This is a genomic window from Helicobacter mehlei, from assembly GCF_003660265.1.
In the GTDB taxonomy this organism is placed as follows: domain Bacteria; phylum Campylobacterota; class Campylobacteria; order Campylobacterales; family Helicobacteraceae; genus Helicobacter; species Helicobacter mehlei.
The window spans coordinates 1-1062 of record NZ_QXQP01000061.1 but is presented as its reverse complement, the minus strand read 5'-3'; the positions used below and the strand labels follow the sequence as shown (position 1 = coordinate 1062).

Genomic DNA, 1062 nt, shown 5'->3' with positions numbered 1-1062 from the left:
TGCCAATGCGTTTTCACACACGGGAATCTATGTGGGTGGGGGGCAGATTGTGCATTTGACCGGCAAATTTAATGGGAGTCGCATTGAAAAATGCGCTTCTCAAGGGTTTTCTGGGGGCCAGATCATTTTTGTCTCTTGTCAGGGCACAAGAGCGGTTGGCAATCTTGACATAGCCCAAAGGGCATTGTCCTTAGTGGGGCAAGCTAGAGATTATCACTTGTTTAAGAATAACTGCCATGGGTTTATTACGGAGTGCTTGGGCAAGAGTGCAGAAGGTATAATCGCGCGCAAACCCAGCCAAGAGATCGGCCAAATCCTAAAGATGGATTGTTGGCGGGTGTGGGCGCAATAGCCAAGAACTCTTGCACACACAAGGACTAAGGACTTGGTTTGGCTTTTTCACCCCTTATTGACACCATAGTTGGGGCTGGATATATCCAAATTATCCAAATGACTAAAGGACAAGCAATGAACAAAATAGGCTGTTCATAGTTCTCGCATTAGATACATCCGGGCTGTTAGGGACTGGCCTTATTGTAAATACCAATTGCTACGCTAGACACATCCCAATATTAAGAGACTGGTTGAAATTCCTGCAGGAATTAAACATTTTTTCCATATTTGTTACTCGAGAAATATCCCAAGTTTCCAATCCCTCATAACTCTCTCTGTGAGAATGCTTGGAACACTCCGCTTAAATCTGTTAGCCACACAATATCAATCTCGTCCAATGGATGTTTCATCTTCCACCAATTCTTGGAGCTCTTTTTTGCTTTTAGGGAAGTATTTTCTTGAGTGGGGTTTTGGGCTACCCCCCAAAACTTCCTTTTCTAAGCCCTTAAAGCCTTTTTTAGAGGTGCTAGCCTGCTCTAAATCCTCTAAAGAAACATCCATCTTTGTTCCCACGTGTCTAAGCTAGATCAATCCTCTTCCACTCTAAGTCATCCTCTTGTAGAGTGTTGTAATGCTAATCTAGGGCTTGCACGTAACCAGCAAGCACCCCTGCAAGGACACTGAATTTTGGTGCCATTCCTTAGTTTCCTTTTGCACACCTTAGGTCTT

At 44.0% G+C, this 1062-nt stretch carries 3 protein-coding genes; 1 reads left to right on the top strand and 2 read right to left on the bottom strand.

Annotation, left to right across the window (positions count from 1 at the left end):
- A partial coding sequence (locus tag EAO36_RS08220; protein ID WP_120948838.1) for a lecithin retinol acyltransferase family protein occupies positions 1–352 on the top strand: 352 nt, incomplete at its 5' end.
- A gap of 198 nt (positions 353–550) precedes the next feature.
- Here EAO36_RS08220 and EAO36_RS09050 read toward each other — a convergent pair.
- Together EAO36_RS09050 and EAO36_RS08545 are read right to left on the bottom strand one after the other, a co-directional pair.
- Positions 551–619 (bottom strand): hypothetical protein, encoded by a 69-nt coding sequence (locus EAO36_RS09050; RefSeq protein WP_407925320.1) that lies wholly within the window; start codon positions 617–619, stop codon positions 551–553.
- Positions 620–717: 98 nt separating this feature from the next.
- Positions 718–894: a hypothetical protein gene (locus EAO36_RS08545; RefSeq protein ID WP_162983131.1), complete on the bottom strand. Its 177-nt coding sequence runs from the start codon at positions 892–894 to the stop codon at positions 718–720.
- Between the last annotated feature and the right edge of the window lie 168 nt (positions 895–1062).

Bases quoted from the DNA above. Each gene is read 5' to 3' on its own strand.
- EAO36_RS08545 (WP_162983131.1), bottom strand. From the start codon at position 894: ATGGATGTTTCTTTAGAGGATTTAGAGCAGGCTAGCACCTCTAAAAAA.